The sequence below is a fragment of the Brucella sp. IR068 genome (assembly GCF_049065885.1).
Lineage (GTDB): Bacteria > Pseudomonadota > Alphaproteobacteria > Rhizobiales > Rhizobiaceae > Brucella > Brucella intermedia.
On record NZ_JBAKHE010000039.1, the window covers coordinates 1 to 3125 of the forward strand.

Here is a 3125-nt window from a genome sequence, read left to right on the forward strand (position 1 = left end):
GGCAATGCACTTTCGGAATCGGATCGTCCGGAACTGACCTCGGCGAAGATCATCATCTCGGGCGGTCGTGCGCTTGGTTCTGCCGAAAAGTTCCAGGAAGTGATCCTGCCGGTTGCCGACAAGCTGGGTGCCGCAGTCGGCGCCAGCCGCGCAGCCGTTGATGCCGGCTATGCGCCGAACGACTGGCAGGTTGGCCAGACGGGCAAGGTGGTTGCACCGGACCTTTACATCGCTGTCGGTATCTCCGGCGCGATCCAGCATCTGGCGGGCATGAAGGACTCACGCGTCATCGTCGCCATCAACAAGGATGAGGAAGCGCCGATCTTCCAGGTCGCCGATTATGGCCTCGTCGGTGATCTCTTTACCGTCCTGCCAGAGCTGCAGAAGACCTTCTGATTACTTTAGAAACCAATTGCGGCGGGGCTGCACCAGCATGTGGAGGAAAGCCCGCCCTGCAACTTTCCAACGGGTATCTGTTAGCGCTTCCAGGCAATGTGGAGTGAACTGCAACTGAACACCGTTACGCCCATGAATGTCACATTGCGAGGAATTTGCGTAAAGAACAACCAGCTGAAAAACCTCGAAGTGGTAATTTCCATATAAGCAAATGGCGCATGAGCGACGCTTCGGTCATCCCATGTCGGCACTGACAGCAGATTCGATTTTGGAAATTAAAGCGCCTGCGCCTTAGCGTCCTCGCCAAACAACGCGCCTTGCCGAGCCCACGCTATTTTTTACTTCAGCGCCCTTCAGTTCTTGGTCACGACCGGCGCAATGTTCGCCAGAAAACATGATGTCATTTAAATGGAGGGGACCCGAAATATGGGGGTAACCCCATTCAATCAATGCTTATCGCATGACATGTCTTTTCCATGCTTGGTTCGTATTGTAGACTTCCATTTTTTAGGGAGATGTTCTGGCCTTCAGGTTACTGCGCTCTATTTCGAGAGGGAGAGGTTTTGCTGTCATAGTAAACAATACAAAATAACATCATTTCAGATGACATTCAGTCTAACTTACGTTTTCTCGAGGCTGGAGGGGAAATGAGTAGCTTAAATTTCAGTATGGTGGCTACACATAAGGTGGAGGATCTAGATGGAATTGAGGTGATTAAAACCAGCGCGGCGTTAGCCTCGCCTAACGCATATGTTTATACATCCAGAATTTGGCCCTTCAAGGCAAGATTTTCGGCAGTGCCATCTCTATTGGTGGGAATGGCTACGAGAGGATATGTGAGAGGTAGATTTTCGATTAGAAACACTCTTTCTCAACTTTCCTTGGCGCCGGGGTCAATTTTCGTAATACCGCCCAATACGACTTTTGACGCCGAGATTGAATCCAATGCCGAAATCATTCAAATATATGTTTCCGACCGCCTTTTTAAAAATATCGAACAGGAGTTTTTGGCGGCGAGTGAAGGTCTTTTTAATCTAGGCTCCAGGTTCTCTATTTCAGACCAGTTTCTGACCCAAACGATCCTATCGATTAAGGAGATAGTAGAAAGGGGAGGGACGTTCGCACGAATAGAGCTTGAATATTTGACCCGGGTGCTTACCGCACGTTTGATCGCCAAATATTCAAATAGCGGTCAGGAAGAACACGTTGGGGAAGGTAGTCTGCCACCAAGCATCCTACGCGATGTGATTGATTTTATAGATAACAATATAAGCCGGCGTATCACTGTAAATCATTTTTCTGCAATGGCGGGATTAGGCCCTGCGCAGTTTGCTCGATTGTTCAAGCGATCAACGAATGTCACGCTGCATCAATATATTATATTGCGCAGGATAGAACGCGCGCGGGCCTTGCTGGAGGAAACAGATCTCCCCATTGTGGAGATCGCTCAGGAATGCGGTTTTTCCGATCAGGTGCATCTCTCCCGATTTTTTAGCCGCATTGTTGGGACCAGTCCGGCTTCTTTCAGAAGGAAGGCGCGAAATCGATTGTCGGGTCAACTTCATAGTTTGTGACCAATGTCAATTTTGTGCAAACGTGTCGATATCTGCATAGAATTTAATATAAACATCTATACTTCTTGTCGGATAGGTCTGGCACTGAATAAATGGATTTGCAGTCGAATGTAGAAGAGAGTGCGACATAAGCTAGAATTGAAAGATTGAGGAGATTTTTGCTCAAGATAAAAGTATCCTCATCATTTGTTAGGCTAATCAATAAAGGGCCTCTCTCTTCTTGACTGCGATTCTTGTCTCTTTGCCGGTCGTAACGCCGAGGAGGGGCTCATCATGGTTATTGTCACGAACAAAGCGACCGGTTCATCCAGTACAGTCGCGGGTAATAACATTATTCTTTCGTCTCCGAGTGTTGTTAAACTGTCATTGAGCCCCCGCGCAATTGCAGATTACCAGAAGATCGGCGATGATCTCGTCATTCGCCTTCACAATGGCGAAACAATCCGAATTGTTCATTTTTATGCTCATTATCCGAATGGCGATGATAATGATTTAGTCCTGCAAGACGAGGACGGGAAGCTGTGGGTTGGTCAGCACGGTGATGGATTAGCAGATTTCAACTTTGCGGAAATTCAGTCGGTTGACCAACTGATGGGTGGCGCAACAGGCGGCGTAAGTCCCGTTCTTCTCGGGTTGCTTGGCCTTGGCGCGGTTGGCGGGATTATTGCTGCGGCGTCAAGTTCCGATAACGATGACGACAATGACAATGGCGCAGGTGTTGATAGGGAGCCCCCGGCAGAGCCTGCCGTGGCGCTTGAAAACGATACCGGCCTTCCAGATGACGGCATTACTGGCGATGGGACGGTCGTTGTAAGTAACCTCGAGGAGGGTGCTACTTGGCAGTACAGCACAGATGGGGGCAAGACCTGGCATGACGGGAGCGGCGCAAGTTTTGAACTTCAGCCTGGTGTCTATGGCGATGGGGATATTCTGGTCCGTCAGATAGACTCCGCGGGGAATATTGGTCCCGCGACTTCACTCGGACCCGTAAATGTTGATGTAACCGCACCGACGACCGATGTCGCCATCACCGATCCGGAAGGAGACAATATCCCGACAGCTTCCGGCACGACGGAACCGGGTTCGACGGTTGTGGTGACCTGGCCGGATGGCACGACCTCGCAGGTGACGGCGGATGGCACGACCGGCGCATGG

3 protein-coding genes are annotated in these 3125 nt (G+C 50.1%); all 3 read left to right on the forward strand.

Annotated features, from left to right (window positions below):
* Positions 1 to 396: electron transfer flavoprotein subunit alpha/FixB family protein (locus tag ACOWVS_RS23320; protein WP_420973178.1), on the forward strand; the 396-nt coding region annotated here is incomplete at its 5' end.
* A gap of 647 nt (positions 397 to 1043) precedes the next feature.
* A complete protein-coding gene (locus ACOWVS_RS23325; protein ID WP_063882950.1) occupies positions 1044 to 1970 on the forward strand; it encodes a helix-turn-helix domain-containing protein in 927 nt (308 codons plus the stop codon).
* A gap of 273 nt (positions 1971 to 2243) precedes the next feature.
* Positions 2244 to 3125 (forward strand): BapA/Bap/LapF family prefix-like domain-containing protein (locus ACOWVS_RS23330; RefSeq protein WP_420984201.1); only part of this gene is annotated, 882 nt, incomplete at its 3' end.

Bases quoted from the DNA above. Each gene is read 5' to 3' on its own strand.
- ACOWVS_RS23325 (WP_063882950.1), top strand. From the start codon at position 1,044: ATGAGTAGCTTAAATTTCAGTATGGTGGCTACACATAAGGTGGAGGAT.